Source organism: Bradyrhizobium sp. IAR9 (genome assembly GCF_013408065.1).
Lineage (GTDB): Bacteria > Pseudomonadota > Alphaproteobacteria > Rhizobiales > Xanthobacteraceae > Bradyrhizobium.
This window is the reverse complement of the sequence record NZ_JACBZW010000013.1, coordinates 120,871-145,795: the sequence shown is the minus strand read 5'-3', so window position 1 is coordinate 145,795 and position 24,925 is coordinate 120,871. Positions and strand designations below refer to the sequence as shown.

At 64.7% G+C, this 24,925-nt stretch carries 23 protein-coding genes; 6 read left to right on the top strand and 17 right to left on the bottom strand.

Annotated features, from left to right (window positions below):
• Positions 1-91 precede the first annotated feature (91 nt).
• From GGD67_RS29220 to thiD, 3 genes are all read right to left on the bottom strand, one after another.
• Positions 92-1,135: a glycosyltransferase family 1 protein gene (locus GGD67_RS29220; RefSeq protein WP_018317365.1), complete on the bottom strand. Its 1,044-nt coding sequence runs from the start codon at positions 1,133-1,135 to the stop codon at positions 92-94.
• A gap of 13 nt (positions 1,136-1,148) precedes the next feature.
• Complete coding sequence (locus tag GGD67_RS29215) at positions 1,149-1,961, bottom strand: UDP-2,3-diacylglucosamine diphosphatase (RefSeq protein WP_018317366.1); 813 nt, start codon at positions 1,959-1,961, stop codon at positions 1,149-1,151.
• 243 nt (positions 1,962-2,204) lie between these two features.
• The gene (gene thiD, locus GGD67_RS29210; protein ID WP_179737732.1) at positions 2,205-3,005 is read right to left on the bottom strand and encodes a bifunctional hydroxymethylpyrimidine kinase/phosphomethylpyrimidine kinase; all 801 of its coding nucleotides are present in this window, start codon (positions 3,003-3,005) and stop codon (positions 2,205-2,207) included.
• Between the two features lie 353 nt (positions 3,006-3,358).
• Between thiD and GGD67_RS29205 the strand changes: the two genes are divergently transcribed.
• Positions 3,359-5,302, top strand: coding sequence for a PAS domain S-box protein (locus GGD67_RS29205; RefSeq protein WP_246784328.1), 1,944 nt, complete (start codon positions 3,359-3,361; stop codon positions 5,300-5,302).
• Positions 5,303-5,397: 95 nt separating this feature from the next.
• A complete protein-coding gene (locus tag GGD67_RS29200; RefSeq protein WP_018317369.1) occupies positions 5,398-5,643 on the top strand; it encodes an Lrp/AsnC family transcriptional regulator in 246 nt (81 codons plus the stop codon).
• A 1-nt stretch (position 5,644) separates the two neighbouring features.
• Here GGD67_RS29200 and GGD67_RS29195 read toward each other — a convergent pair whose 3' ends face one another.
• Positions 5,645-6,571, bottom strand: a complete 927-nt coding sequence (locus GGD67_RS29195; RefSeq protein WP_026201834.1) for a cytochrome c — start codon at positions 6,569-6,571, stop codon at positions 5,645-5,647.
• Between the two features lie 155 nt (positions 6,572-6,726).
• On the opposite strand from GGD67_RS29195, the gene GGD67_RS29190 reads away from it, so the two are divergent.
• Positions 6,727-7,143, top strand: coding sequence for a CHRD domain-containing protein (locus GGD67_RS29190; RefSeq protein ID WP_018317371.1), 417 nt, complete (start codon positions 6,727-6,729; stop codon positions 7,141-7,143).
• Between the two features lie 73 nt (positions 7,144-7,216).
• On the opposite strand, the gene GGD67_RS29185 is transcribed toward GGD67_RS29190, so the two are convergent.
• From GGD67_RS29185 to GGD67_RS29165, 5 genes are all read right to left on the bottom strand, one after another.
• Complete coding sequence (locus GGD67_RS29185; RefSeq protein ID WP_179737730.1) at positions 7,217-8,500, bottom strand: cystathionine gamma-synthase family protein; 1,284 nt, start codon at positions 8,498-8,500, stop codon at positions 7,217-7,219.
• A 305-nt stretch (positions 8,501-8,805) separates the two neighbouring features.
• The gene (locus GGD67_RS29180; protein WP_018317373.1) at positions 8,806-9,255 is read right to left on the bottom strand and encodes a cytochrome c; all 450 of its coding nucleotides are present in this window, start codon (positions 9,253-9,255) and stop codon (positions 8,806-8,808) included.
• Positions 9,256-9,349: 94 nt separating this feature from the next.
• On the bottom strand, positions 9,350-11,659 hold the full coding sequence (locus GGD67_RS29175) for a xanthine dehydrogenase family protein molybdopterin-binding subunit (RefSeq protein WP_179737729.1): 2,310 nt from the start codon (positions 11,657-11,659) through the stop codon (positions 9,350-9,352).
• 321 nt (positions 11,660-11,980) lie between these two features.
• A complete protein-coding gene (locus tag GGD67_RS29170; protein WP_179737728.1) occupies positions 11,981-12,256 on the bottom strand; it encodes a DUF1127 domain-containing protein in 276 nt (91 codons plus the stop codon).
• Between the two features lie 173 nt (positions 12,257-12,429).
• Complete coding sequence (locus GGD67_RS29165) at positions 12,430-12,744, bottom strand: hypothetical protein (protein WP_246790877.1); 315 nt, start codon at positions 12,742-12,744, stop codon at positions 12,430-12,432.
• 214 nt (positions 12,745-12,958) lie between these two features.
• Here GGD67_RS29165 and GGD67_RS29160 point away from each other — a divergent pair, with 214 nt between their 5' ends.
• Positions 12,959-13,108, top strand: coding sequence for a hypothetical protein (locus GGD67_RS29160; RefSeq protein ID WP_177237325.1), 150 nt, complete (start codon positions 12,959-12,961; stop codon positions 13,106-13,108).
• A gap of 202 nt (positions 13,109-13,310) precedes the next feature.
• Here GGD67_RS29160 and GGD67_RS29155 read toward each other — a convergent pair whose 3' ends face one another.
• From GGD67_RS29155 to GGD67_RS29130, 6 genes are all read right to left on the bottom strand, one after another.
• Positions 13,311-13,766: a DoxX family protein gene (locus GGD67_RS29155; protein WP_092261218.1), complete on the bottom strand. Its 456-nt coding sequence runs from the start codon at positions 13,764-13,766 to the stop codon at positions 13,311-13,313.
• A 219-nt stretch (positions 13,767-13,985) separates the two neighbouring features.
• The gene (gene murJ, locus GGD67_RS29150; RefSeq protein WP_179737727.1) at positions 13,986-15,512 is read right to left on the bottom strand and encodes a murein biosynthesis integral membrane protein MurJ; all 1,527 of its coding nucleotides are present in this window, start codon (positions 15,510-15,512) and stop codon (positions 13,986-13,988) included.
• A gap of 254 nt (positions 15,513-15,766) precedes the next feature.
• Entirely contained in the window at positions 15,767-16,954 is a 1,188-nt protein-coding gene (locus GGD67_RS29145; protein WP_283806128.1) for a DegT/DnrJ/EryC1/StrS aminotransferase family protein, read from the bottom strand.
• Positions 16,955-16,965: 11 nt separating this feature from the next.
• Entirely contained in the window at positions 16,966-17,970 is a 1,005-nt protein-coding gene (locus tag GGD67_RS29140; protein WP_018317380.1) for a Gfo/Idh/MocA family protein, read from the bottom strand.
• 181 nt (positions 17,971-18,151) lie between these two features.
• Entirely contained in the window at positions 18,152-19,564 is a 1,413-nt protein-coding gene (locus GGD67_RS29135) for a mannose-1-phosphate guanylyltransferase/mannose-6-phosphate isomerase (RefSeq protein WP_179737726.1), read from the bottom strand.
• A 7-nt stretch (positions 19,565-19,571) separates the two neighbouring features.
• Positions 19,572-20,561, bottom strand: coding sequence for an NAD-dependent epimerase (locus GGD67_RS29130; RefSeq protein WP_179737723.1), 990 nt, complete (start codon positions 20,559-20,561; stop codon positions 19,572-19,574).
• 220 nt (positions 20,562-20,781) lie between these two features.
• Between GGD67_RS29130 and GGD67_RS29125 the strand changes: the two genes are divergently transcribed.
• Both GGD67_RS29125 and GGD67_RS29120 read left to right on the top strand, forming a co-directional pair.
• A complete protein-coding gene (locus tag GGD67_RS29125; protein ID WP_018317383.1) occupies positions 20,782-21,741 on the top strand; it encodes a lysylphosphatidylglycerol synthase transmembrane domain-containing protein in 960 nt (319 codons plus the stop codon).
• A complete protein-coding gene (locus GGD67_RS29120; RefSeq protein ID WP_409411113.1) occupies positions 21,738-22,772 on the top strand; it encodes an MraY family glycosyltransferase in 1,035 nt (344 codons plus the stop codon). The genes GGD67_RS29125 and GGD67_RS29120 overlap by 4 nt, the downstream gene beginning before the upstream one ends.
• On the opposite strand, the gene GGD67_RS29115 is transcribed toward GGD67_RS29120, so the two are convergent.
• Together GGD67_RS29115 and GGD67_RS29110 are read right to left on the bottom strand one after the other, a co-directional pair.
• Entirely contained in the window at positions 22,760-23,707 is a 948-nt protein-coding gene (locus tag GGD67_RS29115; protein ID WP_018317385.1) for an NAD-dependent epimerase/dehydratase family protein, read from the bottom strand. The two genes, GGD67_RS29120 and GGD67_RS29115, sit on opposite strands and share 13 nt — an antisense overlap.
• Positions 23,704-24,924: a glycosyltransferase family 4 protein gene (locus tag GGD67_RS29110; protein ID WP_179737721.1), complete on the bottom strand. Its 1,221-nt coding sequence runs from the start codon at positions 24,922-24,924 to the stop codon at positions 23,704-23,706. Before GGD67_RS29110 ends, GGD67_RS29115 begins: the two co-directional genes overlap by 4 nt.
• Position 24,925 lies beyond the last annotated feature (1 nt).

Here is a 24,925-nt window from a genome sequence, read left to right as displayed (position 1 = left end):
GTTTTCGAGCGAAGTGGAAACCGGTTCGCGTGAAGAAAACGCGTCAAAACAAGAATCTAGAGCTATTTCGATCCATCGGATCGAGATAGCTCTAGGCCACGAAGCGGGGCTGTTCCGCGCCGTTCCGGCCAGGCAGCACCGCGCCGACCGCCTCAATGCTGGCCACAAAGGCCCTCGCCGAGGCTTCCCAGGTGTAATTGGCCGCGAACGCGACGCAGTCCTGCCGGGAGATATCCAATGCCGCGAAGCAGGCGCTGCGCAAGTCGTGATCGAGCGCGCCGACCGGGGCATCACCGATGACGTCGCGGGGGCCCTTCACCGGGAAAGCGGCCACCGGCAGGCCGCTTGCGAGCGCTTCGAGCAGCACCAGGCCGAACGTGTCGGTCTTGCTCGGAAACACGAAGACGTCGGCGGCCGCATAGATATCCGCCAGTTCCTCGCCGTGCTTCTCGCCGAGGAAGATCGCATCGGGATAGGCCTCTTCGAGCGAAGCGCGCGCGGGGCCGTCGCCGACGATGACCTTGGTCCCGGGCAGATCGAGGTCGAGGAAGCCCTCGAGATTCTTCTCCACGGCGACGCGGCCGACCGACAGGAACACCGGCGCCGGCAGGCAGAGATCGATGGCGCGGGGGTGGAACAGCTGGGTGTCGACGCCGCGCGGCCACAGCACGACATTGTCGAAGCCGCGCTCGGTCAGCTCGCGGGCGAGCGCAGGCGTTGCAGCCATCACGGCGCGGCTGGCGCTGTGGAAGCGGCGCAGCGCCCGCCAGATCAGCGAGCCCGGCACCGGCACGCGGGCGCGGACATATTCGGGAAAGCGGGTGTGGAAGCTGGTCGTGAACGGCAGTCTGCGCTGGCGGCAGTAGCGGCGGACCATCAGGCCGATCGGCCCTTCGGTCGCGATGTGGATGCTGTCGGGGCGCGCCTCCGCGATCAGCTTCGCAATGCGCGCCGGACGCGGCATCGCCAGACGCACGTCGCGATAGCTCGGCATCGCAAAGGTGCGGAACGATTGCGGCGTCAGGAATGTGAATTCGACGCCGAGGCTTTTGCCGGCGTCGGCGAGCTTGGTCAGCGTCCGAACCACACCGTTGACTTGCGGGTGCCAGGCGTCGGTCGCGACCAGGATGCGCATCAGGCGGCCTCTGTTATGCAGCTCTGGCTGCGACCTGCGGGACTTGTGCCGGCTTCTGCAAATGATCCGCCCAGGTGATGATCTCGAAATGGCCGTCGTCGTGCTCGACCAGGGCCGTGCAGCTCTCGACCCAGTCGCCGCAATTCATGTAGCGGATGCCGCCCTCGTCGCGGATCACGGCGTAGTGGATGTGGCCGCAGATCACGCCGTCGGCGTCGTGGCGCCGCGCCTCGGCGGCGAGCGCCTGCTCGAACGCGCCGATATAGTTGACGGCGTTCTTGACCTTCTGCTTGGCCCATTGCGACAGCGACCAATAGGGCACGCCGAACAGGCGGCGGAAGAAGTTGACGAAGCGATTCATCTGGATCGCGAAGTCGTAAGCCTTGTCGCCGAGATGGGCGAGCCAGCGCGCGTTCTGCACCACGAGGTCGAAGATGTCGCCGTGGATGACGAGATAACGCTTGCCGTCCACGCCGGTGTGGACGGTGTTCTCGACGACGTCGATGCCGCCGAAATGCGTGCCGTAATAGTTGCGCAGGAACTCGTCGTGATTGCCGGGGATGTAGACGACCTTGGCGCCCTTGCGCGCCTTGCGCAGCAGCTTCTGCACGAGGTCGTTGTGGGATTGCGGCCAGTTCCAGCTCGATTTCAGCGCCCAGCCGTCGACGATGTCGCCGACCAGATAGATCGTGTCGGCATCATGGTAGCGCAGGAAGTCGAGCAGAAGATCGGCTTGAGAACCGCGGGCTCCGAGATGAACGTCGGAGATGAACAACGTGCGAAAGCGCCGCTCCGGGCTCTCGTCACTCACATCGTAACTTCCCATGCGCCAGCCTGTAACAATGTCCCGTGACAGGGGGATGACCGATTGAACTTTTGAGGCACCTTCAGATACGAATCACGCCTTGCCTCGCCCTCTCCGCGAATATCAGTCGCATGCGACAATCAGGCGACATGGCGCCGCAGGGGGCGCCGCAGCAATCCTACCCTCCCCTGGAGGGGGAGGGTGAACTACCCACACGAGCAGCGCTGAACAGACGAACGCCTGCGCTCCCGCTGGCCGCTCGCCTCAGTAGAACTTGTGGAAATGATGGACCGGGCCGTGGCCGTGCCCGACGCTGAAGCGGTCAGCGGCTGCGATGGCCGCGCTGATCCAGGTCTTGGCGTTGCGCACGGCAAGCTCCAGACCTTCGCCCTTGGCGAGCCCCGCCGAGACCGCCGAGGACAGCGAGCAGCCGGTGCCATGGGTGTTGCGTGTGGCAACGCGCGGCGCCGCAAGCGCGATCGTGCTTTCGGACGTGACGAGATAGTCGGTGCTCTCGGCGCCCTCGCCGTGTCCGCCCTTGATCAGGACCGCACCGCAGCCGAGCGCCAGCAGGCGATGCCCCTGGGTTTCGATCTCGGCCTCGCTTGCCGCGACCGGCTCGTCGAGCAGAGCCGCGGCCTCCGGCAGATTGGGCGTGATCACCGACGCCAGCGGTATCAGTTTTGTGCGGAGCGCGTCGACGGCCTCGGATGCCAGCAGGCGGTCGCCGGAGGTCGCCACCATCACGGGATCGAGCACGACGTGCCCCGGCGCCCAGCGCGACAGCGCGGCCGCGATCGCATCGATACTGGCGACCTGGGCCACCATGCCGATCTTCACCGCGCCAATGTCGAGATCGGAAAACACCGCATCGATCTGCGCGGCGACGAACTCGGCCGGCACCGCATGAATGCCGGTGACGCCGCGCGTGTTCTGCGCGGTCAAGGCCGTAATGACGGACGCGCCGTAGACGCCGAGCGCGGCAAACGTCTTCAGGTCGGCCTGGATGCCGGCGCCGCCGCTCGAATCGGAGCCGGCGATGGTGAGTGCGACCGGGGTCGTCATCGCCGGACACCTTTGCTGGATACAGACACCGCCATGGCCTGTCCTAGCGCGGCCGTGGAACACCGGCAAGCGCGCCGAGCCGCGGCCGATAGTGATTCGCGACGCCGTGCATTCCCTGCGAATCAGGCAAACAGCGGGCCGGCTCGCCCCGCAATCGTGCGGACTTGAAAATGCAACCGCGCCGGACCCTTGGTATAGTCTCGAACCTCACCTGCTTCGCCGAAGAGCGCGAGGTGAGAGTGGAACTGTCCAGCGACACCCATGTTGCGGGCTCACGGCCCGCAAGCCGCCTGGAACGGAATCTTGGGGTGGGAATGATGTGGGCCTTTTTTGAACGTCTCCTCGACTCGTCCATGCTGTCGCCGCACGGCATCTGCCTGTTGTGGGAGCCTGAGCTCATCTGGCTTCACGTCGTTTCCGACGCCTGCATCGCCGCCGCCTATTTTTCGATTCCGTTTGCCCTTGCGATCCTGGTCACCAAGCGGCGCGACCTCAAGTTCGGCTGGGTCTATTGGGCCTTCGCGATTTTCATCATGGCGTGCGGCCTCACCCATGTGCTGTCGATCTACACGCTCTGGGTCCCGGTCTATGGCATCGAGGGCATGGTCAAGGCGGCGACCGCGGTGGCATCCGTGGTCACGGCGGGCGCGCTCTGGCCGCTGCTGCCGAAGATCCTGACGATCCCCTCGCCGTTCGAGCTGCGGCAGGTCCAGGCCGCGCTCGAGGAGGAGGAGATCAAGAGCCGGGACGCGACGCTGCTGCTCAAGCAGGTCAGCGACGCCCAGCGCGCGATGCGCGAGAGCGTGGCGCGCCTCACCGCGATCGTCGAGACCGCGGTCGACGGGGTCATCCTGCTCGACGCGCAGGACCATATTCTGCTGTTCAATCCGGCCTGCGAGCGCTTGTTCTGCTACTCCGCCGACGAGGTCATGGGCCGGAACGTCAGGATGCTGATGCCCGAGGCGGGCACCGCGCCCGACAGCCACGCAAGGCATTTCGCGACCGCCGGCGAGGCCATCGGCCTGCGCAAGGACGGATCGACGTTTCCGATGGACGTGTCGGTCGGCCGGACCCGGCAGGACGGCGAATTGATCTTCGTCGGCATCGTCCACGACCTGACCGCGCGCAAGCTGACCGAGCAGCAGCTCCAGCAGGCGCAGAAGATGGAGACGGTCGGTCAGCTCTCCGGCGGCATCGCCCACGACTTCAACAACCTGCTCACCGTCATCATCGGCAACGCCGAGCATCTGAGCGAGCAGCTCAAGGCGAGGCCCGACCTGCGCCGCTTTTCCGAGGACATCTGCCAGTCGGGCGAGCGGGGCGCCGAGCTGACGCAGCGCCTGCTCGCGTTCAGTCGCCGCCAGTTGCTGCAGCCCCAGACGATCGATTGCCGCGGCCTGCTCGAGTCCATGTTCAAGCTGCTCAAGCGCACCTTGCGCGAGGACATCGAGATCAGGACGGCTTCCAGGCCCGGCACGATCGTGGCCTTCGCGGATCGGGCCCAGCTCGAATCCGCCGTGCTCAACCTTGCGCTCAATGCGCAGGATGCCATGCCGGCCGGTGGTCATCTGACCCTGAGCACGGAGTTGACGACACTTGACGATGACTATCGCGCCCTTCACCCCGAAGTCGCATCCGGCAACTATGTGTTGATCTCGATCACCGACGACGGCGAAGGCATGACGCCGGACGTCACCCGGCGCGCGTTCGAGCCGTTCTTCACCACCAAGGAGGTCGGCAAGGGCTCGGGCCTCGGCCTCAGCATGGTCTATGGTTTCGCCAAGCAATCCAATGGCCATGTCACGATCTACAGCGAGCCGGGCCTTGGGACGACGGTCCGGATCTATTTGCCGCGCGCGGACATTGGATCATCGCACGCCGAGCTTTCCGATGGCGAGGACGCGGCGCCCCGAGGATACGAGACGATCCTGATCGCCGAGGACGATCCGTTCGTTCGCTCCTCCGCCATTCGCAGGGTGGAAGCTCTCGGATATCGCGTCATTGCCGCGGTCAACGGCAAGGAGGCCTTGCAGCAGCTGCGTACCGAGCCCGGTATCGACATGCTGTTCACCGACATCGTGATGCCCGGCGGCATGAGCGGCTGGGAGCTCGCCGACCAGGCGCGGCGGATTCGCCCCGGTCTGCCGGTCCTGTTCACCTCGGGCTACGCGCTGGAGACCCTGGTCGAGGAGGGCCACGCGCATGCGCAGGCGATCGTGCTGACCAAGCCCTACCGCAAGGTCGAGCTCGCCCAGCGGCTCAGAGACGCATTCGCCGCGGCCGTGGTGACGTCCTAAACGAGGGACCGGCATCTGGCGGCCGGCAAGTCCGCTTGCTAAATCGGGCCGGGTTTGGCCTATTAGCCGTCAGATACGCTTTCGGAGTGCCCGCGATGGTTCCTTTTTTCGTCCAGATCAAATGCAAGCTCGGTCAGTCCTATACGGTCGCCAATGCGCTTGCCGAAGCCGAGATCGCGTCCGAGATCTACTCCACGGCCGGCCAATATGACCTCCTGGTGAAATTCTACGTCGACAAGGACACCGACATCGGACATTTCGTCAACGAGAAGGTGCAGGTGCTGCCGGGCATCCAGGACACCCTCACCATCATCACCTTCAAGGCGTTCGGCGCCAGCTGAGCTAACCAGCTTCCTTGCGCTTGGGCCGCGGCGGACCGTCGACCGGCGGCAGCGATTTGAGATAGTCCGCCATCGCCGCAATATCCGCGTCGGACAATTGCGAGGTGTTCTTGATCACCCGCCTCATCGCGCCGCCGACGCTGTCGCCGTCGGGCAAGTCGCCGGTCTTGAGCAAATCGGCGATATCCTTGGCGCTCCACTCGCCGAGGCGCTTCTGGGTGATGTTGGGGACCCACCCCTCGCCTTCCGGATTGGGCCCGCCGGCAAAGCGCTCGCCCGAGATGATGCCGCCAAGCGCGTTGCGCGGGCTGTGGCATTCGGCGCAATGGCCAAAACTGTTGACGAGATAGGCGCCGCGATTGAATTGCGGCGACTTGGTGCCGTCAGCGACGAAGCGCTTGCCGTCCATGAACAGCAATTTCCAGATGCCGACATTGCGCCGGATATTGAACGGAAAGCCGACATCGTGGTCACGCACCTTGCCGGCAACAGACGGCAGCGTCTTCAGATAGGCCAAGAGATCGAGCACGTCCTCGCGCCTTGCGTGCTGATAGGACGTATAGGGAAAGGCAGGAAAATAATGCTGTCCGCCTGGCGAAACCCCGTGCATCACCGCGTTGACGAAGTCGGCGTCGGTCCATTTGCCGATGCCGTCGTTCGGATCGGGAGAGATGTTCGGCGCGTAGAACGTTCCGAACGGCGACTTGATCGCGAGGCCGCCACCGAGCTTGACACGGTCGGGCTGGTCCGGAGTGGCATGGCAGGACGCGCAGCCCCCGGCGTTGAACATGGCCTCGCCGTTGGCAAGGTTTGCCACGTGGGCCGGCGCATTGCCCGCGGCCGCCACCACTGGCGCGCTGAGCCACCAATAGACCACGGCAGCAGTGACCGCGGCGAGCAGCCCCACGAGAATTGTTCGTTGCAACATGCGGATCCATTCACTCGTCGCGGCGAATCTAAGACCGATGCCGTCGCGACTCCAACCACGAAGAATTTAGCCAGCCCCGGCCGGAAACGGGAATAAACTGAAACGCCGGCTGTTGAAAGTTTGGCAGCCCGAACGGGCTCAGCAGGGAGAATGTCATGAACAAGACCGTCATTGCCGCCTTAGCGCTCGGTGCCGTTGCTTTTGCCGGCCCGGCCAGCGCCGAAAAGCTGAAAGCAACGCTCGACGGCAAGTCCGAGGTGCCGGCAACGACCACCAGCGGCACCGGAACCGCCGATCTGGACTATGATGCCGCCAGCAAGAAGCTGTCGTGGACCGTCACCTATTCCGGGCTCTCCGGGCCCGCCACCGCCGCGCATTTCCACGGCCCGGCCGAGGCCGGCAAGAACGCAGGCGTGGCCGTTGCGATCCCGAATGCGGCCGCGAGCCCGGTCAAGGGCGAAGCGACGCTCACCGACGCGCAGGCCGCCGATCTGCTCGGCGGCAAGCTCTACATCAACATCCACACCGCGGCGAACCCGGGCGGCGAGATCCGCGGCCAGGTGACGAAGTAAGCCGCGACGCTGCTTCGTTGCGTGAAGGCCGGGCGCGGGAGGGGCGTCCGGCCTTTTCGATTCCGGCCGCGCCTTAAGCCGCGTTCAGCGCCTGCGTGAGGTCGGCAATCAGGTCGGAGGGATTCTCGATGCCGATCGACAGCCGGATCGTGGAATCGAGCACGCCGATTTTCCGGCGGATGTCGGCGGGGACGCCGGAATGGGTCATGGTCGCAGGCAGGCTGGCGAGCGATTCCGTGCCGCCGAGGCTGACCGCCAGCTTGAGGATCTGCAGCGCGTTGAGGAATTTGACCGCAGCGTCCTTACCGCCGACGATGTCGAACGAGAAGGTGGATCCCGCCCCCAGGCATTGCCGCGCGAACACACGCCCGGCCGGCGAGGCCGCCTCGTGATGACCGAGATAGTGGACCTTGGCCACCTTGGGGTGATCGCGCAAATAGTCCGCCACGAGGCGCGCATTCGCATCGGCTTTTTCCATGCGGAGGCTCAGAGTCTCGAGCGAGCGGTTGATCATCCAGCAGGAATGCGGATCGAGCTGGGTGCCGATGGCGCCGCGGAGCGCCTTGATGCCTTTCATCAGCGCCTTCGAGCCGAGCGCGGCGCCCGCGATCAGGTCGGAATGACCACCGACGTACTTCGTGAGCGAGTAGAGGGAAATGTCGGCGCCGTGCTCGATCGGCCGCTGAAACACCGGTCCGAGCAGCGTGTTGTCGCAGGCGATGATCGGCGTGTGTCCCTGGGCCTTGCCGATAGCGTCGGCGATGCGGCGGATCATGGCGACATCGACCAGGCCGTTGGTCGGGTTGGCCGGGGTCTCGATCAGGATCATCGAAACGCGGCCCTTGGCCATGGCCTCCTCAGAGGCCTGCTTGACGGCGGCTTCGTCGATCCCGTCGGCAAAGCCGACGGCGCCGATCGACAGGCGGGCCAGCGTGTTCGTCAGCAGCGTTTCCGTCCCGCCATAGAGCGGCTGCGAGTGCAGGATGACGTCGCCCGGGCGAACGAAAGCCAGGATCGTGGTGGCGATGGCCGCCATGCCGGACGAGAACAGCGCGCAGCTCTCGGTGCGCTCGTAGATCGAGAGCCTGTCCTCGACGATCTCGCTGTTGGGATGGTTGAAGCGCGAATAGACCAGACCCGCACCCATGCCTTCCGGCGGCTCGCGCCGACCGGCGACGAAATCGAAAAAGTCCTGCCCGTCATCGGCCGTCCTAAACACGAAGGTAGAGGTCAGGAACACCGGCGGCTTGATGGCGCCTTCCGACAGTTGCGGATCATAGCCATAGGTCAGCATCAGCGTTTCAGGGTGCAGCATGTGATTGCCGATGTGGGTCTTCGACGGAAACGGTTTTGCCATGGCCTGTCTCGCTGTTGATTGGGGTCTTCGCCGCGCGTTGGAACTCCTGATGTAATGAGGCAGTCGGGAAAGAGGTGCGCCTCGTCGCATCAACGCCACGGCCTTTGGCTCGAAGATAGCTGCTCCGGCAGCGATCCGTCAGACCTTGCGCACAGAAAAAGGGCGGTCGCTATCGCAGCCGCCCTTCATAATTCCAATGCAGTATGTAGCCCGGACGAGCGAAGCGACATCCGGGAAAGACTATCAACTCGGCTGGACTCCCCGGATATCGCTTCGCTCATCCGGGCAAGGGACTCTGTAACCCGCTATTTCAACTTCACCCGATAGGTCTCGTGGCAATCGTTGCAGCGATCATTGATCGCGGTATAGGCCGCTTTCAGGCTCGCGACGTCGGTAATCTTGCCTTTGACGTCGGCGATCGCCTTCTGCACTGGCGGAATCTTGGAGTCGAAATCGGCCTTGTTCTGCCAGACCTTTTGCGAGGCACCGTACGTCGCGTTCACCACGTCCTGCTTGGGATTGACCTCGAAGGTCTTGGCGATCTTGGCGACGTCGGCCTCGATGCTGGCAATGGCCTGATCGGCAGCCTTCCGGTCGAAGGGGATATCGCCCTTCGTCATCTTCTGGATGACGCCATACTGGTTCTTGGCGATCGAGCGCATCAGATTGTCCTGCTGGACGGCAATCTCCTGTTGCGCCATCACGGCGCCGGCCCCCAGCAAAAGGGTGCCCACGACAATCATCGTTCTTTTCATTGGCTAACGTCTCCGGCTCGCAGAGGTGAGGATGGGCCCATCCATGGATAGAACCCCGCAGCGGGCATTTATTCCCGCCGCGGAAGAATCCCGCCTAGAGGCTGTGGCGGCGATGGTGCTCGCTGATGGCGATCCACACCCGCTCGGGGGTCGCGGGCATGTCGATGTGGTCGATCTTGTACTCGCGCCAGAGGGCGTCGACGATGGCGTTGACGACGGCCGGACAGGAGCCGATCGCGCCGGCCTCGCCCGCCCCCTTCACGCCCAGCGGATTGGTCTTGCAGGGCACGTTGGCGGTCTCGAACACGAAGGCCGGCCCGTCCGCCGCGCGCGGCAGCGCGTAGTCCATGAAGGTCGCGGTGATGAGCTGGCCGTCATTGGGCCCATAGACCACCTGCTCCATCAGCGCCTGGCCGATGCCCTGCATGGCGCCGCCATGCACCTGGCCGGCCAGCAGCAGCGGGTTGAGCGTCTTGCCGAAATCGTCGACGATCACGTAGTTGACGATTCTGATGATGCCGGTGGCCGGATCGATCTCGACCTCCGCCAGATGCGTCCCATTCGGGTAAGTGCCGTCGGCACTGGCGAAGGTCGCGCTGCCGTTCAGCTTCGACGGATCGGCGCCGGGCCGCTTGGCAAGGTCGGCGAAGGAGATCGAGCGGTCAGTGCCGGCGATCCGGATCACGCCATCGGTGATCTCGAGGTCGCCCGCGCTCGCTTCCAGCGCTTGCGCAGCGAGCTCCTTCAGCTTCTTGCCGAGATCGCCCGCAGCACGCTCCACGCAGACGCCGCCGGTGGGAATCGAGGCCGAGCCGCCGGTGCCGAGGCCGGTCGCGATCTCGTCGGTGTCGCCCTGACGGATATGCACCCGCTCCGGCGGCAGGCCGAACTGCTCTGCGACGATCTGCGCATAGGCGGTCTGGTGGCCCTGCCCGCTCGATTGCGTGCCGATCAGCACGGTGACGTCGCCACTGGGATCGAGACGGACGTTGGCCGTCTCCTCACCCATCACGCCGCAAATCTCGACATAGCTCGCTAGCCCGATGCCGCGGATCAGCCCGTTCTTCTTGGCCGCCTTGGCGCGCTTGCCAAATTCCTTCCACTCGGCGATCTCCATCGCGCGCTTGAGATGCGCGGCGAAATCGCCGGAATCATAGACCTTGCCCGTCGCGGTCTTGTAAGGCAGCGCCTTCGGCGGAATGAAATTCTTGCGACGGATGGCATCGGGCGTCATGTCGAGCTTTCGCGCGCAGGCGTCGACGAGACGTTCGATCACGTAGGCCGCCTCCGGCCGCCCGGCGCCGCGATAGGCATCGACCGGCACGCTGTGCGTGAAGATAGTGCGCACCCGGCAGTGGAAGGCCTGGATGTCGTAGAGGCCCGGCAGCATGCCCGCGCCGCCATGCGGGATGTAGGGGCCGAAGGTCGACAGATACGCGCCCATGTCGCCCATCAGGTCGCAGTCCATCGCGAGGAACTTGCCGTCCTCGGCCAGCGCCATCTTCGCAGTGGTGACGTTGTCGCGGCCCTGCGCATCGCCCAGGAAATGCTCGGAGCGATCTGCCGCCCACTTCACCGCCTTCTTCAGTTTTCGCGCGGCGACCGCCATCAGGGCGTATTCCCGGTACGGAAACAGCTTTGTGCCGAAGCCGCCGCCGACGTCGGGGCAGATCACCCGCATCTTGTCGGTGGGGATGTTGAGCACGTTCTGACAGAGGATGTCGCGCAGGCGATGGCTGCCCTGGCTGCCGATCGTCAGTGTCAGATGGTCGCGCTTGGCGTCATATTCGCAGACCGCTGCGCGCGTTTCCAGGAAGCTGGCAACCACGCGCGGATTGACGATGGCAATCTCGGCGACCGCATGCGCCTTGGCGAAAGCAGCTTCCGTCGCCGCCTTGTCGCCGATCGAGACGTCGAACAGCACGTTGCCGGCCTTGTCCGGCCAGACTTGCGGCGCGCCCTTCTTGACGGCGTTGACGACGCCGGTCACCGCCGGGAGCGGGCTCCATTTGACGTCGATCGCCTCGATCGCATCGCGCGCCTGGTCGATGGTCTCGGCGACGACGAAGGCGACGGCATCGCCGACGTGGCGCACCTCGTCCTTGGCCAGGATCGGGTATGGCGGGCCGGTGAACGGATCGGTCTCGAGGTTGAACAGGCAGGGCAGATTGCCGAGATCCTTGACGTCATCGGCGGTCAGGATCAGCGCGACCCCGGGCAAGCCGCGGGCGCGGCTCACATCGATGGTGTATTTGGCATGCGCGTGCGGCGAGCGCAGCATCAGGCAGCGGAGCGCAGCCTGCGGCGCGTAATCGTCGGTATAGCGGCCCTTGCCGCGGATGAGCGCGTCATCCTCCTTGCGCAGCACGCTTTGGCCAACGCCGAACTTGATGGGAGCCGCCATTTTATCTTCCCGTTCTCATGGTTGTTTTGCCGGCATATTGCCGTGGAAAAACTGGCAAGGCAAACGGCTTTAGGCGGGCACGAGCCGCGAAGAACCACACCTCGTCGGTCAGAGCGGGGCGGGGCCGGCAGGCCGCAGTCCGGTCATTTCCGTGTGAAGATTGATGGTCCCTCGGGCGGCCTCGGCGCACATGGTCCCGGCCAGGCGGCACGACGGCAGGATCGTTACCGAACTTGCACCACAACGCGCGCCTGAAAACAAGCAGTGGTGCTTAACGCCGCTTGTTCGCAAAGCGCGTGTCCACGTCGCGTGGTTGATCATTTACATCCCACCGCGGCCCCACAGAGTCCTCGTGCTATCTCTCAGTCTGTCAATGGCGCGTTCAGGCGCGATGCGGTCGATCTCGCCGCGCGTCAAGCCGATATCCATCAGCTCCCTGTCGCTGAGGTCCTGCAAGGCGACCCCTGCGCGCGGCCGCCAAGCCTGAAACGCCCGCCAGTATCGCCTGAGCAGGCTCTCGACGATGGAGAGGTCGAGGCCACGCCTTGCGGCGTCGACCTCCGTCGCGGCTGTGATGTTGGTCTGTTGTGGTGGCATCGGATGCTCCTGCTGTTGAGCCGGCAGGGAGCGTGGCCAAACAAAAGGCCCCGTCCGATGCCGGCGGGGCCTGGTGGAAAAGATGTCGTCATCGAATTGCTAGCGCACGACTCCTTCCACGGCCCAGCCGAAGCGGGTCATGTGGTTGCGGTTGACGGTGCGCGAGCATTTAATCATGCAGCGCGTTTAGCACGCCAATCGCGCAAAATCAAGAGATGTGCCGATGTCCGTTGCATCCTGGGAGCGAGCACCTGCTTGCCTAGCCGCGCACGAGCGAGACAAGCCAGCTGCGGCCAACAGGATGAGATCGCGAGAGCATGAACAATCGTGCCGCCGACGGCGAGCAGGACGAGCCTCAACTCGTCATGGAAATGCATCGAGGCGAAAGCTGAACCGCTGAGGCGCGCGATCCGCCAGAACGCTGCGGCGAGGATGATCCCGGTCAGCAGGAATTTGCCGAGCGACATCAGCCAGGCACGGTCAAGCACGAGAAAGCCGCGCCCGAGGCAAAGAAGGGCACCAGCAGCAGAATGGTCCAGCTTCCCGTCGTACGCTCAGACGCCGTGCTTGGGCGATTGTCATGGCGAGCTAACGGTTCTTCCGAGTGTTTCAGCATGTTGCCACTTTTAGGAGGACTTGTCGCGTGGGTTCAGATCGGCAACACTGCTTGGATTTCCAGTAATTGCTTTGATGGGTGTCCTCATGCCCGAAACATTGGAAATCCTGTTGTGGTGTGCCGCGCTCGCGACGTGGCTGATGCTTTCCTTCAGGATAATAAGCGAGCGCCTGAAGCCGCTCTCAAATCTCGTCAGCCATCTGCTCGAAGTTGCTTTCAGGCACAAGGCGAAGTGACGTAGTAACGGCCGCAAAGGCACGGCTTGGCAGCTGCCGAGCTGGCAGAGCTGCGCCTCGCGTTGATGGCGTCAAGACGAACGGACCAAGCGGCACATCGTGCGGCTGCAACCTCTCGCAACCCTACTGGGGCCGACGATGCTCACTCGAAGCAAGTTATTGGCTATCAGGCTGAGGAAACGGCTGAAACGAACAACGCTGCTTAGCCTGCCAACCTCCGATCGAGGGAGAACCGGCCTCCTCCGGTGACCAGGATCAACAGAGCGCCTCCTGATATCGAGATGTTCTTCAGGAAATTATTGTACTGCCCGATCTGTTGCGGACCGGCGGGATATTCCCAGTAACGATGTGCGATTGCAGTCGCCGACAATACAAACAGAAAGATCAAAATTGCGCAGTAGCGCGTACCAATGCCGAGTATCAAACCAACCGATATCAGTATTTCCAGGATGACGGTGGTCGTCGTGAACAGCTGCGGCACTGGAAGGTTGAGCGACCGAAAATAGCCCACTGAGCCACTGAAGTTGGAAAGTGCTCCATACACGCTTCCAACAAACACCCATGCAAGCAGGATGCGGCCGATCAGGATCAGCAGGTCGGCATTGCTGGTGGCGAACTGGTCGATCCGAGATGTGGACCAGGGAGAGCGAAATGACATGGTCACTGCCTCATCGCGTTCCTACCTGAGGACGGTACCTGAATATCGTATCACGATTGGCGAACCGCATGAAGGCCGCCCCGCGAGGCTGACGCACTGTAGACCCCTGGTGCATCCGAGGCCCAACAAACGGTCCATCCGCTCACGGCGTTGGCCGCGTTCAAAGCGATTCTTCGGCGCGGTGACGGCGGGCTAGGCGTGTTGGCTTTCGGCACACGCCTAGCCGCGCACCAGCGAGACCAACCAGCTGCGGCCGAACAGGATGAGGATCGCAAGCGCGTAGACGATCGTGCCACCGACGGCCAGTAGGACCAGTGTCAACTCGTCGTGGAAGCGCATCGAGGCGAGAGCTGAAGCGCTGAAGTGCGCGATCAGCCAGAAAGCGGCGGCGAGAATGACCCCTGTCAGCAGAAATTTGGCCAGCGACATCAGCCAGGCGCGGTCGAGCACGAGAAAGCCGCGCCGCACGGCGAAGAACAGCACCAGCAGCAGATTGGTCCAGACGCCGATGGCGGTGGCGAGCGCAAGTCCGATCTGCGCGAGCGTCCCCATCAAGGCGAACTTCAGCGCGACGTTGACGGCGATGCCGGTCAGCGACGCCCGCACCGGCGTCGCCGTATCCTTGCGCGCATAGAAGGTCGCAACCGCGCTGCGGATCAGCACGAACGGGATCAGGCCGATGGCGTAGGCCGCGAGCGTGCCGCCGGCGGCGACCGCATCGGCCTTGGAGAACGCGCCGCGCGCGAACAGCGCGCGCATGATCTCGTCGGGCACGGTGAGGAACGCGGCCACGAACGGGACCGAGAACAGCAGCGTGAAATCGAAAGCGCGGCGTTGCGCCTTCATCGCGCCGTCATGGTCGTTGGCGGTGATCCGCCGCGACATCTCCGGCAGCAGCACGGTGCCGATGGCGATGCCGATCACGCCAATCGGAAGCTGGTTGAGCCGATCGGCGTAATAGAGCGCCGACAGCGCGCCGGCCGGCAGGAAGGTCGCGATGATGGTGTCGGCGAACAGCGCCACCTGCGTGCCCATCGAGCCCAGCGTCGCGGGGCCGAGTGCCTTGAAGAAGCCGCGGACGTCTTCGTCGAGCTTGAGCGGCGCAAACCGCGGCAGACCGCCATGGCGGGCGAGATCGCCGGCGAGCAGGAAATATTGCAGGAAACCGGAGATCAGGACGCCCCAGGCCGCGGCGTGGCCCGCGCTCGGAAACCAGACGGCGACCGCCAGCGTCATCATCATCGAAACGTTCAGGAAGATCGAGGCGGCCGCGGCGCTGGCAAAGCGCTGCATCACGTTGAGCATGCCGCCATAGAGCGTCACCAGCGTGATCAGCAGGAGATAGGGAAAGGTGATCCGGGTCAGCTCGATCGCGAGCTTGCGCTGCTCGGCATCCTCACCGAAGCCCGGCGCGAGGATACTCATGGCCTGCGGCATGAACAGCCAGGCGACGATCAACAGCACCACCTGCGAGGCCAGCAGCAGCGTGAAGATGCGGTCGGCGAACAGGCGCGCCGCCGCCGCGCCCTTTTCGCCATGGACATGCGCATAGGCCGGCACCCAGGCGGCGTTGAAGGCGCCCTCGGCGAAGATCGCGCGGAAATGATTGGGCAGCCGCAGGGCGACGAAAAAGGCATCGGCCACGGGGCCCGCGCCAAGGATCGCCGCGAGCATGATGTCGCGGGCAAACCCCGTCAGCCGCGAGAGCAGCGTGTAACCACCGACCGTGAAGATGCGTCCGAGCATGCGTCTGTTTTAGAGACTAATCAGCCTAACGATAAGGCTTTGAAGTTTGACGTGATCAAAAAAGACGGGCGCTCGGCCTGCGATGCGCATTGCCGTGCCCTCTCCCCTTGTGGGAGAGGGCAGCGACGCTGGTAGATGCAAACTCAATCGGGTGAGGGGTATCTCTCAGCGCATACCGTGTGGAGAGAGACCCCTCACCCGTCTCGCCGCTATGCGGCGAGCCACCCTCTCCCACAGGGGGAGAGGGTAAGCGATCAGCCCGCAATCGCGCCGCGGACGGCGGCGATGATTCGCTCCTGATCGGCTTCGGTCAGATAGGCGTGCATCGGCAGGCTGATGACATCCTGCGACAGGCTCTCGCAACCGGGCAGGCCGCCCTCGGCGACCGGATATTGCTTGTAGGCGGTCTGCTGATGCATCGACTTGCCGTAATAGATCGCGGTCGGCACGCCCTGGGCTTTCAGCGCGGCCGCGAAGCCGTCGCGATCGGTGCCCTCAGGGAGGCGGATCGTGTACTGCGCCCAGACCGAGGTGTTGCCGGGTGCCAGGCGCGGCACGGTGACGACGTTGCTCAGGCCCCGCGCGTAGCGCTCGGCGACCTTGTTGCGGGCGGCGATCTCGTCGTCGAAGATCTTCAGCTTCTCGATCAGGATCGCGGCCTGCATGGTGTCGAGCCGGCCGGTCAGGCCGAGGCGGACGTTGTCGTATTTGTCGACGCCCTGCCCGTGCACGCGGATGCTGCGCAAGGTGGCCGCGAGATCGTCGTCATCGGTGAAGATCGCGCCGCCGTCGCCGAAGCAGCCGAGCGGCTTTGCGGGGAAGAAGCTGGTCGTGGTGGCGAGCCCGAAGGTGCCGAGCTTGCGGCCCCTGTAGCTCGCACCGAACCCTTGCGCGGCGTCGTCGATCACGAACAGGCCTTCGGCCCTGGCGATCTCGGCGATGGCATCGTGGTCGGCGGGCTGGCCGAACAGATCGACCGGAATGACCGCAACCGGCTTCAGGCCGGCCTTGCGGGCGGTTGCGATGCCGCGCTTGAGCGACTCCGGGCTCATGTTGAAGGTCGTCTCGTCGACATCGACGTAGACAGGGGTCGCGCCCATCCGGGCCGCCGGCGACGCGGTCGCGATGAAGGTGAAGGACGGACACAGCACGGCATCGCCGGGGCCGACGTTCTTTGCCATCAGCACCATGAGAAGCGCGTCGGTGCCGCTGGCGCAGCCGATCACGTGCTTGGCACCGCTATAAGTCGCGAGCTGCTTCTCGAGCTCGGCGACTTCAGGGCCATTGACGAACTGGCAGTGGTCGAGAACGCGCTTGACCGCGGCATCCAGCGAAGCGCCGAGCCGGCGGCGCTGCGAGGCGACGTCGATGAAGGGAATGGGTTCGGAACGCAGATGCTGGTTCATGACCTGGCTCTTGGCGCCTTCTTGAATGGTCGACATGGACGAAGGGTTCAGCCGGCGACGCGGCGCGGGCCCTTGAGGGCGGGCGATTTGGCCGCGGGCCGCGACGGCGTCTCCAGGCACTGCGTCGCGATCTCGAGGCTGGCGACGCCTTCGTCGCCTGTGACCGCCGGCGTCTCGCCGTTGCGCACCGCCTTGAGGAACGCGATCAGCTCTGCGCGGAGCGGCTCGTCATGTCCGACCGGCAGATGCCGCATCGAATAGCTGCCGTCCGGCTTGAAGCCGAAGCACTCGGTGACCTGGCGCGTGAGCAGATCGCCCATCACGTATTTGCCGCGCGTCGCGACCGTGACGCTGCGCGCCTTGAACGGCGTCAGCCAGTTGGTGTTGATGTGTGCGAGCACGCCGCTCTCGGTGCGGAACTGCAGCAGCGCGATGTCCTCGCGCTCGGCGACCGCGCTCGACAATTGCGGCTGCACCTCGACGATGTCGGATTCGGTGAACCAGCGGATCAGGTCGATGTCGTGCACGGCGAGGTCGATGACGACGCCGACATTGGACATGCGCGGCGGGAACGGGCCGACGCGCGTGATCGCGATGGAAAGAATGTCTTCGCCAGCGATCGCCTGCTTGACGGCGGCAACCGCCGGATTGAAGCGCTCAACATGGCCGACCATCAGCGTGACGCCGGCCTTTTGCGCGGCAGCGACGATCTCGCGGCCCTCCTCCACCGTGGATGCGATCGGCTTCTCGACCAGAACATGAATGTTCCTGGCGATGCAGGCGAGCGCGACCTCGTGATGCAGATGGGTGGGAGCTGCGATGGTGACGGCGTCGACGCCTTCGGCGAAGAGCTGGTCGAGCGTCTCGAAGCTTGCGCAATTGGCAAGTTCCGTCGCGCGTGTGCGATGTGCCGGCGAAGGATCGACGACGCCGACGAGGCTGACGCCGGGAAGACCCGCAAGCACGCGCGCGTGGTTGCTCCCCATCACGCCGGCGCCAATGACGCCGACGCGCAAGCCGGCCTTTGCCGGTGCAGACCCTTTGGAACTCATCTGAGTAAACCCCGATTCAACGCAAATCCCCGGCGCGCTTCTAGCACGGACGCCACATTTGTGGCGAATGCCGCCTTGGCGGCCCGGACACGATTTGATTCAAAAAGTTACACGTTCCCCGGGCCTTAAGCCGAAAAATATCGCGTCTTTGGCCCGGGTCACGTGATTCGGAGTTTGCTGGTTACGACCTTTGATAGTCGTCTTCAATCCGGATGATGTCGTCTTCCCCGAGATAGCTTCCTGTCTGGACCTCGATCAGTTCCAGCATGATTTTACCGGGGTTCTCCATCCGGTGCACGGCGCCCATCGGGATGTAGATCGACTCGTTCTCGTGCACGGTCTTCACGGCCTCGTTGACGGTGACGCGGGCGGCGCCGCGGACCACGATCCAGTGCTCTGCGCGATGATGGTGCTTCTGCAGCGACAGCCGCCCGCCCGGCTTCACCACGATGCGCTTGACCTGGTGGCGCTCGCCATTGTCGACGGACTGATAGCTGCCCCAGGGCCGATGCACCTTGAGATGCTCCTCGGTGACCTTCGGCGCGACCGCCTTCAACTTCGTGACGAGACGCTTCAGGCCGTTGGCATCCTTCTGGCGCGAGACCAGCACCGCATCCGCGGTCGCGACCACGACGAGATCGTCGACGCCCTCGAGCGCGACCAGCGCCTGGTCGGTGGTGACGTTGCAGTTGCGGGAGTCTTCGAACACCGCCGCGCCGTGCGAGGCATTGCCCTGCGCGTCCTTGTCGGAGAGCTCCCACACCGCGTGCCAGGAGCCGACATCGGACCAGCCGCATGACACCGGCACCACGGCTGCGCGCGAGGTCTTCTCCATCACGGCATAGTCGATCGAGATCGCCTTGGCCGCGCCGAACGCCTCGGGCTCCAACGTGACGAAGCCGAGATCGCGGCCGGCATTGTTGACCGCGTTGGTGACGGCCTCGACGCTTCCTGCATCGACCCTGCGATACTCATCGAGCAGCACGCTGGCCGGGAACATGAAGTTGCCGCTGTTCCAGAGATAGCCCGAATTGACGTAGTCGGAGGCCTTCACCGCGTCCGGCTTCTCGACGAAGCGCGCGACCGCATGCACCTCGCCGGAGATCACCTCGCCCGGGTTGATATAGCCGTATTCGGTCGCCGGCCGCTCCGGTTTGACGCCGAAGGTGACGATGCGCCCGGTGCTCGCGGCGTTACGGCCCTCGCGGCAGGCGGCAACGAAAGCGGCATTGTCCTGCACGACGTGGTCGGCGGCGAGCGCGAGCACGATGGCTTCACTGGCGCGGTTCTGCGCGAACACGGCGCCGGCCGCGATCGCAGGTCCTGAATCGCGCCGCATCGGCTCGAGGATCACGTCGGCCTCGATGCCGATCTCGGCGAGCTGCTCCAGCACCATGAAGCGATAGGACGCATTGGTGATGACGATCGGCCGGTCGAACAGGGAGGGATCGGAAACGCGCAGCAGCGTGTCCTGGAAAGTCGAGCGCGTGCCGAACAGCGGCAGGAACTGTTTTGGCCGCACCTCGCGCGAAGCCGGCCACAGCCGCGTGCCGGCACCGCCGCACATGATCAGGGGGATAATGCGTTTGTCCATCGTCATCTCAAACCTTGAAGTAGTCCCGATACCAGGTGACAAAATTATGGACCCCATGCTCGATCGGCGTTGACGGTGCAAAGCCGGTGTCGCGCATCAGATCCTCGACATCCGCGAACGTTTCCAGCACATCTCCCGGCTGCATCGGCAGCAATTCTTTGATCGCCGTCCGGCCCAGCTCCCGCTCCAGAAGACCGACGACGTGCATCAGTTCCTCCGGATGGTGATTGCCGACATTGTAGAGCTTAAACGGCGCATTTGCGGCAGCCGGATCGTCCGCAGGCACAAGATCGATCAGCTTGGATACTACACGTGTGACATCATCAACATAGGTGAAGTCGCGACGCATTCGGCCATGGTTAAACAGCCGGATCGGCTTGCCCGCCATGATGGCGTTTACGAACAGAAACATGGCCATGTCGGGCCGTCCCCATGGCCCGTAAATGGTAAAGAAGCGCAGGCCCGTGACCGGCAGGCGATAGAGATGGCTGTAGGACTGCGCCATCACCTCGTTCGCCTTCTTGGTCGCGGCGTAGAAGCTCACGGGATGGTCGGTCCGGTCCGCAACCGCAAATGGCAATTTTGTGTTGGCGCCATAAACGGAGGATGACGAGGCGTAAACGAGATGACGACAGCCGCTGTTGCGGCAGCCTTCGAGCACGTTGAGAAAGCCCACCAGATTGGAATCGGCATAAGCGTGCGGCTGCTCGATCGAGTAGCGCACGCCGGCCTGCGCCGCCATATGCACGATCTCCGTAAAACGATGTTGCGCAAACAGCGCCGCCATCGTCTCGCGGTCGGCAAGATCGACCTCGACGAAGGAGAAGCGGGGCTCGCTCTGCAACAGTGCCAGGCGCGCCCGCTTCAGTGCCGGATCGTAATAGGCGTTGAGATTGTCGAGCCCGACGACAGTGCGGCCTTCGCCCAGGAGCTGCCGGGCGACGTGAAAGCCGATGAAGCCGGCGGCCCCGGTGACCAAAATCGCCTGATCCGTCATCCTGTTCCCTGGGGATCCCTAGCCCGATCCTGTTTAGCCGTCACCTCAAGGTGATCGCAATAGGCCCGCTGTATGCGCTCCATAATGCCCCCCACGAGGGCTCACGAGAGCCTCACGAGGGCTATTGCAAGATCGGCGCCAAAACCATACCAAAGCGGCCGAATTCGGCGCTCGCGTCGGGTTGCCTCAAATCTTCGCAAACCCTGTTCATGCGGGCGAGATGCGCCGAATCCTGCTGTCGACGGCCAAAATCGTGATTTCCGCGGCGCTGCTCTATCTGGCGCTGCGCAAGGTCGATCTGTCCGAATTGTTTTCGCGCTTCACCGTGACCAGCCTGTTCTGGATCGGCGCCGCGATCGCGGTCACCTTCCTGCAGATCTTCGTCGGCGTGCTGCGCTGGCGCGAGATTAGCGCCGTCTGCGGCGCGCCGCTCGAGCTCGGCCGCGCCATGCGCTACAACGTGATCGGCTCCTTCTTCAACCAGACCCTGCCGTCGGCGATCGGCGGCGACGCGGTCCGGCTCTGGCTGGTGGCGCGCGCCGGCGCCGGCTGGCGTGCGGCAACCTATTCGATCTTCGTCGACCGCGCGATCGGCTTGATCGCGCTCGCGATTCTCATCGTCGCGAGCCTGCCCTGGAGCTACACCCTCATCACCGATCCGCACGGGCGCTCGGCGCTGCTGCTCATCGATTTCCTGGCGCTCGCCGGCGGCCTCGGCTTCCTGGTTTTCGGCGCGCTGAAATGGCGCTGGCTGAAGACCTGGTGGGCCACGCATCACATTCACGCCTGTGCCGTGATCGCGAACCGCGTGATCTTCAGCCGCAGCCGCGGACCGATCATCGCAATCCTGTCGGTGCTCGTTCACGTGCTCGCCGTCGTCATCGCCTGGTGCGTCGTGCAGTCGATTGCGGCCCCGGTTCGCTTCAGCGACGTCTTCCTGCTGGTGCCGCCCGTGATGCTGATCACGATGATGCCGATCTCGATTGCCGGCTGGGGCGTGCGTGAAGCCACGATGGGCCTGGCGTTCGGCTTCGCCGGCTTGGCCGCCAACGAGGGCGTCAACGTCTCGCTGCTGTTCGGCGCCGTGTCCTTCATCGTCGGTGCGTTCGGCGGCCTGGTCTGGATCCTCAGCGCGGAGAAAGCCGCGCAGGGGTCGAAGCCGATCGGAGTACCGGAGTGACGACCCTCGTCGCGGGTCCGGACCTTGCGGCCGGGCTGGTGCTGTTCGCGCTTGCGCCGGCCGTGCTGGCTGCACTGATCTCGGCCTGCCTCACCTGGCAGAGCATGCCGCTGCTGCAGCGTTATGCACTGGCGCGTCCGAACGCACGCTCGTCGCACAAGATACCAACCCCGCAGGGTGCGGGCATCGCGGTTGTCGCGGCCACGCTGCTGGTGGCTGCGTCCTGGGCGGCCTGGACCTACGGCGCGATTCCCTTGCCTCTGATCGGCTCCGCCGTCGTGATCGCGATGGTCGGGCTCGTCGACGACATCAGGCCCCTGCCCGTGCTGCTCCGCCTCGTGCTGCAGGCGGGAGCCGTGGCCGCCGTCGTCTTCACGACACCGGAGACCGCGCGCATCGTGCCGGCGCTGCCGCTCGCGCTCGAGCGCGGCCTCATCCTGCTCGCCGGAATCTGGTTCGTGAACCTCGTGAATTTCATGGACGGGCTCGACCTGATGACCGTGGCGGAGGTGGTGCCTGTCACGGCCGCGCTCGGATTGCTCGGATGGTATGGCGACCTCTCGCCGTCCGCGGCGCTGCTCGCCACCGCGCTGTGCGGAGCCATGCTCGGCTTTGCGCCGTTCAACCGTCCCGCCGCAAAGGTCTTCCTGGGCGATGTCGGCAGCCTGCCGATCGGCCTCTTGCTCGGCTGGTGCCTGCTGGAGCTCGCCTGGCACGGACAGCCCGCCGCGGCGCTGCTGCTGCCGGCCTATTATCTTGCGGATTCCACCATCACGCTGTTTCGGCGCATCGCGCGGCGCGAACCATTCTGGTCGGCACACCGCACGCACTTCTATCAGCGCGCCACCGACAATGGCTTCACGGTCAAGCAGGTGATCGGCGAGGTGTTCGCACTCAATCTCGTGCTGGCATTGCTTGCCATCGTCAGCGTTCGCGCCGGCTCGACGACGGTCACGATCGTCTCCGTGATCGCAGGCGCGTTCGCGGTCGCCTTCGTGCTGCGGCGCTTTTCCCGCCCTCAGGCATCCTGAGCCGACAGCGCCAGCCGCAACCCCTCGTCGAGGGAGACCTGCGGCTGCCAACCGGTCGCGAGCGCCTTCGAGATGTTGAGCTCGAGCGAGCCGATCAGGCTGTCATGCGTATCCTGCCGGCCCATGACATTGAGCAGCGTGCTGAGCAGGCCCGGCGGCACACCGAACAGTCGCAGGTTCTTGCCGGACGCTTCGGCCAGACGGGTGATGAATTCGGGCGTCGAGACCTGCTCCCTGTCGGCGACGAGGAAGATCTCGAAATTGCTGGTGGGATCGGGATGGCCGAGCCGGCGCAGGATAAACGAGGACAGGTTCTGCACGGCAAGGAAGGCGCGGTGATTGCGGATCGCGGCAACGGGCAGCGGCAGCCCGAGCTGGACCGCGCGCGTCAGCAGCGCAAAATTGCCCTTGGCGCCGGCGCCATAGACCAGCGGCGGCCGGATCACCGAGATCTTCATGTCGTTGTCGCGCGCCAGCGTCCTCAAGCCCGCTTCGGCCGCAGCCTTGGACATGCCGTAGAGGCCGCGCGGCGTCAGGATGTCGCTCTCGCTGAACGGGGCGCGGCCCTCGTTGCTGCGGCCGTGCACGAGCACGGTGCTGATGAAGACGAACTGGCGCACGCCGGCCGTCGCCGCACAGCGCGCCAGATGCAGCGTGCCGGCGATGTTGACGTTGCGGTAGAGCTGGACCGCATGCTCCTCGTGCTTGTGGTGCACGCGCGCGGCGAGATGAACGACGGCGTTGACGCCTTCCAGCGCGGCCTGCCAATCGGTCTCGGGACCGATCGTTTCGATCACGACCTCGTCGTCGGCACCTTCCGCGCGGCGAACCGCGCGGCGGACCGACCATCCCTCGCGCTGGAGCGCCGGCACGACATGACGGCCGACGAAGCCGCTCGCTCCCGTCACCAGCACCACCGGTTTCTTCTCGCTCATCGTTGCTCCGAAAGGTTCGGGGTGTGCAACAATTCGTCGATCACACCGGCATAGGCGTTCATCGCCGTCGTCCGGTCGAATCGCAATGCCGTCCTCACCGCGCGCTCCGTCATCGCAGCGTCGGTGGAACGGGACGCCGCGCGGATCGCAGCGGCGAGCTGGTCCGGCCGGCCCGGCGTCACGACCCAGCCGAGCCCGTTCTCCACCACCGTCAAGGCGGCCTCGGCCTCCGGCTCGGACACCAGCACCACGGGACGGCCGACCGCCAGCAGATTGTAGAACCGGCTCGGCACCGACACCCCCGCCACGTCCTTCCGGTACGGAATGATCCAGAGATCGGCGGACGCCAGGAACGCCTCGAGCTCGGCATCCTCGACCCGCCCGACAAAGGAGACATTGGGCAGGTTCGCCGCCGCCTGCAACTGCTTCAGCCGTTCGAAGCCGATGCCCCAGCCGGACAGCAGGAAGTGAATGTCGGTCTCGTCCTTCAGAAGCCGCGCCGCCTCGAACACGATCTCTGGATCATGGGTGAACCCGAGATTGCCCGACAGGCCGACAATGAAGCGCGCCGAAAGCGCCTTGCGGAACGGGTTGTCCGAATTGACCGGCCGCGACGCGGGCACGAGCGTCGCCCAGTTCGGGATGAAACGGATCTTGTTCCGCGTCATGCCGGCATAGCTCAGCAGCGGCCGCTCAGCGTCGCGGCCGATGGTGATGACGGCATTGAGGGCGCGGAACATCAGGCTGTTGGCGGCGCGCATCGTCCGCGTCACGAACGAGCCCGGTTTCAGCAGGCCCGCCATCACCAGCACGTCGGGAAAGAGGTCGTGCATGATCAGCGCCGAGCGTGCGCCCTTGAACCTGGCTGCCGCCGCCACCGCGTAAGGCAGCATGAACGGGGCGGTGACCGTGAGCACAACGTCCCCTGCCTTAAGCTCGCGCAGCAAGGCAAAGAACGTGCGCGCCGCGAACAGCAGCTCCGAGACCCCGCGCCGCACCAGCGCCGCCTTGCCCGCCATGCGGTTCTTGATTGCGATGACACGCGGCTTGCCCGGGCCGGTCTGCAAGGCCGGCAATGCGCCCGGCCAGCCCGAGAGCACGACGACCTCGCGCTCGGCGGCGAGACGGCAGGCGATGTCGGCCATGATCGCCGCCGTCGTGCTCGTATCCGGCGGATAATGCTGGCTCGCGACGACGATCTTGCCCCGAGGCTGCATG

What these genes read in the sequence shown, in the direction of transcription:
- GGD67_RS29145 (WP_283806128.1), bottom strand. Translation starts at nt 16,954, where the DNA reads ATGTCGACCATTCAAGAAGGCGCCAAGAGCCAGGTCATGAACCAGCAT.
- GGD67_RS29200 (WP_018317369.1), top strand. Translation starts at nt 5,398, where the DNA reads ATGGTTCCTTTTTTCGTCCAGATCAAATGCAAGCTCGGTCAGTCCTAT.
- GGD67_RS29170 (WP_179737728.1), bottom strand. Translation starts at nt 12,256, where the DNA reads ATGCCACCACAACAGACCAACATCACAGCCGCGACGGAGGTCGACGCC.
- GGD67_RS29185 (WP_179737730.1), bottom strand. Translation starts at nt 8,500, where the DNA reads ATGGCAAAACCGTTTCCGTCGAAGACCCACATCGGCAATCACATGCTG.
- GGD67_RS29220 (WP_018317365.1), bottom strand. Translation starts at nt 1,135, where the DNA reads ATGCGCATCCTGGTCGCGACCGACGCCTGGCACCCGCAAGTCAACGGT.
- GGD67_RS29110 (WP_179737721.1), bottom strand. Translation starts at nt 24,924, where the DNA reads ATGCAGCCTCGGGGCAAGATCGTCGTCGCGAGCCAGCATTATCCGCCG.
- GGD67_RS29205 (WP_246784328.1), top strand. Translation starts at nt 3,359, where the DNA reads ATGCTGTCGCCGCACGGCATCTGCCTGTTGTGGGAGCCTGAGCTCATC.
- murJ (WP_179737727.1), bottom strand. Translation starts at nt 15,512, where the DNA reads ATGCTCGGACGCATCTTCACGGTCGGTGGTTACACGCTGCTCTCGCGG.
- GGD67_RS29175 (WP_179737729.1), bottom strand. Translation starts at nt 11,659, where the DNA reads ATGGCGGCTCCCATCAAGTTCGGCGTTGGCCAAAGCGTGCTGCGCAAG.
- GGD67_RS29190 (WP_018317371.1), top strand. Translation starts at nt 6,727, where the DNA reads ATGAACAAGACCGTCATTGCCGCCTTAGCGCTCGGTGCCGTTGCTTTT.
- GGD67_RS29155 (WP_092261218.1), bottom strand. Translation starts at nt 13,766, where the DNA reads ATGTCATTTCGCTCTCCCTGGTCCACATCTCGGATCGACCAGTTCGCC.
- GGD67_RS29135 (WP_179737726.1), bottom strand. Translation starts at nt 19,564, where the DNA reads ATGGACAAACGCATTATCCCCCTGATCATGTGCGGCGGTGCCGGCACG.
- GGD67_RS29215 (WP_018317366.1), bottom strand. Translation starts at nt 1,961, where the DNA reads ATGGGAAGTTACGATGTGAGTGACGAGAGCCCGGAGCGGCGCTTTCGC.
- GGD67_RS29130 (WP_179737723.1), bottom strand. Translation starts at nt 20,561, where the DNA reads ATGACGGATCAGGCGATTTTGGTCACCGGGGCCGCCGGCTTCATCGGC.
- GGD67_RS29195 (WP_026201834.1), bottom strand. Translation starts at nt 6,571, where the DNA reads ATGTTGCAACGAACAATTCTCGTGGGGCTGCTCGCCGCGGTCACTGCT.
- GGD67_RS29115 (WP_018317385.1), bottom strand. Translation starts at nt 23,707, where the DNA reads ATGAGCGAGAAGAAACCGGTGGTGCTGGTGACGGGAGCGAGCGGCTTC.
- GGD67_RS29160 (WP_177237325.1), top strand. Translation starts at nt 12,959, where the DNA reads ATGCCCGAAACATTGGAAATCCTGTTGTGGTGTGCCGCGCTCGCGACG.
- GGD67_RS29140 (WP_018317380.1), bottom strand. Translation starts at nt 17,970, where the DNA reads ATGAGTTCCAAAGGGTCTGCACCGGCAAAGGCCGGCTTGCGCGTCGGC.
- GGD67_RS29180 (WP_018317373.1), bottom strand. Translation starts at nt 9,255, where the DNA reads ATGAAAAGAACGATGATTGTCGTGGGCACCCTTTTGCTGGGGGCCGGC.
- GGD67_RS29125 (WP_018317383.1), top strand. Translation starts at nt 20,782, where the DNA reads ATGCGCCGAATCCTGCTGTCGACGGCCAAAATCGTGATTTCCGCGGCG.
- thiD (WP_179737732.1), bottom strand. Translation starts at nt 3,005, where the DNA reads ATGACGACCCCGGTCGCACTCACCATCGCCGGCTCCGATTCGAGCGGC.